The 5,548-nt window shown below is 45.1% G+C and carries 6 protein-coding genes and 1 pseudogene; 6 read left to right on the forward strand and 1 reads right to left on the reverse strand.

From position 1 onward, the window contains the following. Positions 1-345: 345 nt before the first annotated feature. A pseudogene (locus ABZA00_RS16040) lies at positions 346-483 on the reverse strand (ISAs1 family transposase); the annotation flags it as partial. 371 nt (positions 484-854) lie between these two features. Between ABZA00_RS16040 and ABZA00_RS16045 the strand changes: the two are divergent. From ABZA00_RS16045 to cowN, 6 genes are read left to right on the forward strand one after another with little or no spacing between them, the layout of a single operon-like run. After that, on the forward strand, positions 855-1,391 hold the full coding sequence (locus tag ABZA00_RS16045) for a flavodoxin (protein ID WP_372883158.1): 537 nt from the start codon (positions 855-857) through the stop codon (positions 1,389-1,391). A 52-nt stretch (positions 1,392-1,443) separates the two neighbouring features. Continuing rightward, positions 1,444-2,199 (forward strand): molybdate ABC transporter substrate-binding protein, encoded by a 756-nt coding sequence (gene modA, locus ABZA00_RS16050; RefSeq protein WP_372883159.1) that lies wholly within the window; start codon positions 1,444-1,446, stop codon positions 2,197-2,199. Then, positions 2,199-2,933 carry a molybdate ABC transporter permease subunit gene (modB, locus tag ABZA00_RS16055; protein WP_372883160.1) on the forward strand — a complete coding sequence of 245 codons (735 nt, stop codon included), beginning with the start codon at positions 2,199-2,201 and terminating at the stop codon, positions 2,931-2,933. Before modA ends, modB begins: the two co-directional genes overlap by 1 nt. Further along, positions 2,930-4,006: a molybdenum ABC transporter ATP-binding protein gene (gene modC, locus ABZA00_RS16060; RefSeq protein WP_372883161.1), complete on the forward strand. Its 1,077-nt coding sequence runs from the start codon at positions 2,930-2,932 to the stop codon at positions 4,004-4,006. Before modB ends, modC begins: the two co-directional genes overlap by 4 nt. 47 nt (positions 4,007-4,053) lie before the next feature. Then, on the forward strand, positions 4,054-4,674 hold the full coding sequence (locus tag ABZA00_RS16065) for a nitrogen fixation protein NifQ (protein WP_372883162.1): 621 nt from the start codon (positions 4,054-4,056) through the stop codon (positions 4,672-4,674). A gap of 30 nt (positions 4,675-4,704) precedes the next feature. Beyond that, a complete protein-coding gene (gene cowN / locus ABZA00_RS16070) occupies positions 4,705-4,947 on the forward strand; it encodes a N(2)-fixation sustaining protein CowN (protein ID WP_372883163.1) in 243 nt (80 codons plus the stop codon). The last annotated feature ends 601 nt before the right edge of the window (positions 4,948-5,548 follow it).

Consider the following 5,548-nt stretch of genomic DNA (forward strand, 5'->3'; position numbering starts at 1 on the left):
CGTATGGAACGATTTTGAACAGCTTTAGCTGGCCACAAGGTGGTGAAGAACAGGACGTTCTGAATCAAATCAATAACAAAGACTAAAACGTAGTTTTATGTCTAGCTAGCATTCATTTTAGCAAGTATAAATGAGTAGATAATTATCGGATTTGGTATAACTATCTGCAAACCGTCATATTGGCTGGCAATGGTAATGTCTAAGGTGGAGCCGAAGAAGTCGGCATTAGATGCTGCGATGGCTTTAATAGTAATCGGATAGCTCGCTCCAGCTTTAACACTAGGGTGAAATTACGAACGTCTTAGTTCACATAATCAATCTAAACTGATTGAAATAACCCATTATTTATAGCAGTGAAAGTCCTGAAACAACTCCTTCTCGGTAACTATCACTGCGATTTGCTTGCTTGTGTTTTCTCTTGATACCGCCATCGAAAGACTTTTCATTCTTTAACAAGTTCAAGCTTGTATGTAGCACAATAGCCAATTGTAGGACATCCCGAACAGACTGTCCTCTCACTTTATCTCAACAGCGCTCACCTATAACTTCAAAAAAATGACGCAGAGAGCAACCCATTCCCCACCTTTCCTGCGGATTGTTTTACGCGATATTGGCGTGCTCTGCAGAACATAAATTAACCCTTTGTTATATCTCATACAATTGTCCTTATTATTGAATAAGAATTGTATTTCTTGTCTTAAACACCACAATTTCTTAAATCGAAAAAAAACAACACAAAAAAATTAACAATTTAAAATCAACAAGTTACAAGCGCAAAAATAAAAAAAAAGAGCAGGCATGTATCCTGCAATACAAATAATAAGACAGCGATTTTAACTTGAAGGAGAATCACAATGGCTAAAACAGGAATTATCTTTGGTACCGATACAGGTAAAACACGTAAAGTAGCGAAACAAATTTATAAAATGCTGGGCAGCGATGATGTGGCTAAACCGGTTAACATTAACCGCTGTTCAATCGATGACCTGCTCGAGTTTGATAATTTAATTATCGGAACCCCGACACTTGGTGAAGGTGAACTTCCCGGCTTGTCGGTTGACTGTGAAAGTGAAAGCTGGGAAGAAATAGCCGGCGAACTTGAAGGCGCTGACTTCAGCGGTAAAACCATTGCGCTATACGGTCTTGGTGACCAGGAGGGTTATCCTGATGAATTTGTTGATGCATTAGGCGAGCTTTATGAAATTTTTTCCGGTGCAGGTGCGACAATCGTCGGCCGCTGGCCGAACGATGGTTATACATTTAACAGCTCAGCTGCATTAGACGGTAATGAATTTGTCGGTCTGGTGCTGGATCTGGATAATCAGGCCAATTTGCTGGAAGAGCGCTTAACCCACTGGCTGGAGATGATTAAACCTGAATTAGGTTTGTAACAGCCAGATAAAGCGTCGTCTTTGACGGCGCTTGCCAGCCCAGGAGTGCCTTATGACTTTGTTAACTAAATTAATCGGCGGCATGTTGCTGCTCAGCAGCAGTTTTTCTTTTGCCGGAGAGATCCGCGTTGCAGTCGCCGGTAATTTTTTTAAACCTTTAAAGATTCTGGCTGCCAAATTTGAAGCACAAACAGGCGATAAAATACTGCTCTCCGTCGGAGCAACCGGCAAGTTATATGCGCAAATCAGCAACGGCGCACCTTTTGAAATTTTCTTAGCAGCAGACCAAAAAAGGCCGGCCAAACTGGTTGAACAACAGCTGGCGGTAGCAGAAAGTCAATTTACCTATGCCAAAGGAAAGCTGGCTCTCTGGTCAAAAAATCCCACACTTATCGATACGCAGGGGTCATGCCTACAATCACCGGAACTACTCCATTTGGCGATCGCCAATCCCAAAGCAGCCCCCTACGGTGAACAAGCCGTGCAGGTGTTAAAAAAGCTGGGTATTTATGAACAGCTCGAAAATAAATTAGTACTGGGGCAGAATATCGGTCAGACTTTTCACTATGTGAGCAACGGCAATGTCCAGCAGGGGATCATCGCACTGTCACAAATCACAACAGACGGGAAAATAACCTCAGGATCGGCCTGGATTATTCCCGGCAATCTCTACCAGGCAATTCAGCAGGATGCTGTGCTCCTGGATAAAGGCAAGAGCAACCCGACTGCCCGCGCATTTTTAGCCTATTTAAAAAGCACCGAAGCGCTGCAGATTATCCGCTCATTTGGTTATGAGGTAGACGCCTGATGCCTGACTTATCTGTGATCTGGTTAACCTTGAAACTGGCGGTTATTGTTACCCTGTTATTATTAGCATTAGCAACGCCGCTTGCATGGTGGCTTTCACAGACAAATTCCAAATTAAAACCTATTATCGGCAGCTTGTGTACCCTGCCGATGGTGTTGCCGCCAACGGTTTTAGGTTTTTATTTACTGCTTCTGCTCGGGCCGAACAGTCCGATCGGTCAGTTTTCCAGTTTTATCGGCCTGGGCAGCCTTCCTTTCAGCTTTGCAGGCATCGCCATTGCCTGTGCAGTGCATACTCTGCCCTTCGTTGTCCAGCCGCTGCAGAACTCTTTCGAAGCCTTTGGCAAACGGCCTTTAGAGGTCGCGGCAACCTTACGGGCCGGCCCTGTTGCAACATTTTGGCAGGTCGCCCTTCCTCTGGCAAAACCGGGTTTTTTTACTGCTGCCGTAATGGGATTCTGTCACACCATCGGCGAATTCGGTGTGGTATTGATGATTGGTGGCAATATTCCCGAACAAACCAGGGTATTATCCATTGAAATCTACAACCATGTTGAAGCGATGGAATACGCGCAGGCACACTGGCTGGCCGGCGGCATGATGCTGGTCTCTTTTATCGGCCTGTTACTTATCTACTGCATTAACTATCAGTGCAGCAGAAAACAGAAACTATACGGCCAATCCAAAAGCAAAACTGATGCAAACTATCAGGCACAACGGAGGCAGGCAGCATGAGTACGATTGATGCCCGCTTTCGGGTTGAGCATAATAATTTTAATCTCGATATCAGATTATCCTTACCCAGGGTAGGAGTATCTGCACTGTTTGGCCCGTCAGGCTCAGGTAAAACAACCTGTCTGCGCGCCATGGCCGGACTGGAAAAGTTACCCGACAGCTATTTCGCAATAGGCGATAGCGTTTGGCAGGACTCGGAAAAAGATATTTTTGTTCCTCCTCACCAGCGCGAAATAGGTTATGTGTTTCAGGAAGCGAGTCTGTTTGCCCACCTTAACGTCCGCGATAATCTTAATTTCGGGCGACGCCGTTTACCGGTAGAAAAAAGAAAAGTTAAATTTCAAAATATCTGCAATATATTAGGACTCACACCACTGCTTGACCGGCCTCCGAATACTTTATCCGGCGGAGAGCGCCAGCGGGTCGCCATTGCCCGCGCCCTGCTCACCTCACCGAAATTACTGCTGATGGATGAGCCGTTATCGGCATTAGATCATGCCTTAAAGCAGGAGGTTTTACCCTATCTGGAGCGCCTGCAGCAGGAGTTAGCTATTCCGATAATTTATGTCAGTCATTCACCCGATGAGGTGGCACGACTGGCCGATTATATTGCAATTATTAAACAGGGGAAACTGGTTAAAAGTGGCGTTTTAGCAGAGGTGATGCTCGATGGTGAGGCGGGAATGTGCTTTTATGACGGACGCAGCAGCATGCTTTATGCGCAGGTGCTAAAACATAAAAAGGATCATTTGACGGAGCTGGCAATTGGCGGGCTAACCCTGCTGGTTCCGCAAATCAGTTCCCCGGTGGACAGCCACCTGAGATGCCGTATTAATGCCAAGGACGTCAGCTTATGTCTTTCGCCTCCCGTTGACAGCTCAATCAGTAACATTTTACCGGGCTGCGTCACGCGCATTGAAGATAGTCGTACACCCGGGGAGCGTATTGTGACGGTTGATATATCTGCAACACACAGCCTGTTAGCGATGATCACCTACGCTTCGGCAAAACGTTTAAAACTGCACCTGGGCTGCCACGTATGGGCGCAGATAAAGTCCGTCGTTGTTTTATAATGGCGCAGCACTAACTGCTGTTTAATATCGAAATAAAGAGGTTCAACATGAGTGCCAATCCTGAATATGATTACAACCAGTTCATAGCCGAACTCCTGCCGCCGCAACAGATTCTGCCGGTTCACTTTTCGGCGCTTAATCTTACTTATTGCAGAGTGATAATCCGTGCGCAATTATCCGGTAAGATCATTCTGCCGCATGGCCTGGGCCTCGAGCAAAAAACCTACCAGCAACTGCGCAAAGCGCTTAATGACATAGAGCTGGTGAGAATGGAAATAGAGTGGCATAAGGAAGATTGGGAGTTTATTCGTGACCGTGCAGAACTTTGCGCTGAGCTCTTTGCCATTAAAGCCGATGAGCGTAACGAGTTAATTCAACTTTTACATAGCTACAGAAACAAAGAAGATCCCTCCTCTGCAGAGATGGCAATTATTGTCGCGACGGCCAGCTTAAGCAAATATCATCTCTGGGAAAGCCTGGGGCTGCAGGAGCGTGCGCAACTGGGCGAATTAATTAAACATAACTTTCCCGAACTCTATGCCCTTAATACAGAAAATATGCGCTGGAAACGTTTTTTCTATCGTCAGCTTTGCGAGCAGGGCGGTGATTATATCTGCAAAGCCCCGAGTTGTGAGGAGTGTAAGTCTTATACTGAGTGCTTTGCCTGATCTGGTCACGGTAAATACAAGGAGTAAATGATGAGCGAAAATAACCATGCTGCAGATCGTTACAAAACGTTCTGCGGGATCGATTGTGATGTAATCGCTATGCTTGAAGAGAATGTCAAAGCCGGTAATGGTGATCAGAGATGGCATGCTTACTTTGCACAAAAGAGAGCGCAGCAGGAAAAGTTGCAGCATGATAATTTAAACTTTATCGGTCATCAAACCAATACCTTATACGAGTATTTTGAGCTGCGCGGTGATCAGGCTGCCAAGTAGTTACTCTATCAGATAGAGCAGGAATGCTGTTAAGTTGGCAACAATGCCTTATTTTCTGAACGTCACAAGGTTTCCGGCTTAGCTTCAAGCTCGTTCAAAATTGGCGCAAATTACCATTAATAATAAATTTCGCTGCAGTGTATGACAATTTATACCCATGTTACTTTAAAATGCTTTGTCAGACACGAGCTCGGAGACCAGGTTAAGGCGCACATGAGGTAATAGTGATGTGTACTAGAGCACCATATAGCTTATTATCTTTCGCCCCTTCACAATCATAGGTGGCATTTGCATTATCAGTCGTTTTTATAACCAACATCCCCCTGCTATCAGGTTTAGTTAATTATCTGCTTTGTGACAAACACCCTCCTGATTGTTATTCCTTTACCACGCATAGAAGGAATAACAGAATGTTACTTCCGGTAAACGAGCCTTTTCCGTCTTATTCAGAACAGATGAACTAGGGGCTTATATGGACTCCCGCCGTATGTCAAAAAGAAATTACAAACAAAGTTAGATGCTGGCTTATATACGGGCTCAAGTTGAGGAGCTACCTCTGGCCTCTCATATGTTTTCGCACCTTCATGACTTTTCTGTTGAG

This window comes from Psychromonas sp. (assembly GCF_041586535.1).
Taxonomy (GTDB): Bacteria; Pseudomonadota; Gammaproteobacteria; order Enterobacterales; family Psychromonadaceae; genus Psychromonas.

Excerpts from the sequence above, each read along its gene's own strand:
- modC (WP_372883161.1), top strand. The coding sequence starts at position 2,930 with ATGAGTACGATTGATGCCCGCTTTCGGGTTGAGCATAATAATTTTAAT.
- modA (WP_372883159.1), top strand. The coding sequence starts at position 1,444 with ATGACTTTGTTAACTAAATTAATCGGCGGCATGTTGCTGCTCAGCAGC.
- ABZA00_RS16065 (WP_372883162.1), top strand. The coding sequence starts at position 4,054 with ATGAGTGCCAATCCTGAATATGATTACAACCAGTTCATAGCCGAACTC.
- cowN (WP_372883163.1), top strand. The coding sequence starts at position 4,705 with ATGAGCGAAAATAACCATGCTGCAGATCGTTACAAAACGTTCTGCGGG.
- ABZA00_RS16045 (WP_372883158.1), top strand. The coding sequence starts at position 855 with ATGGCTAAAACAGGAATTATCTTTGGTACCGATACAGGTAAAACACGT.
- modB (WP_372883160.1), top strand. The coding sequence starts at position 2,199 with ATGCCTGACTTATCTGTGATCTGGTTAACCTTGAAACTGGCGGTTATT.